This window comes from Aquimarina sp. AWH4_224 (genome assembly GCF_056160245.1).
This window is the reverse complement of record NZ_JBSWWU010000094.1, coordinates 1-216: the sequence shown is the minus strand read 5'-3', so window position 1 is coordinate 216 and position 216 is coordinate 1. Positions and strand designations below refer to the sequence as shown.

Sequence of the window (216 nt, the reverse complement as noted above, 5' to 3'; positions counted from 1 at the left end):
CTGTCGGTCCTTGTGCACCGGTTGCTCCAGTGGCACCAGTAGGTCCTTGCGCTCCGGTTGCTCCGGTAGCACCTGTCGGTCCTTGTGCACCAGTGGCACCTGTATTTCCTGTTGGTCCTTGCGCACCGGTTGCTCCAGTCGCACCTGTCGGCCCTTGTGCACCGGTTGCTCCAGTAGCACCCGTAGGTCCTTGCGCTCCGGTTGCTCCAGTAGCAC

The 216-nt window shown here is 62.5% G+C and carries 1 protein-coding gene; it reads right to left on the bottom strand.

The window, feature by feature from the left end; all coding sequences use genetic code 11:
- The coding region (locus ACXAGJ_RS24845) for a hypothetical protein (protein WP_474843916.1) at window positions 1-216 on the bottom strand (216 nt) is incomplete at both ends.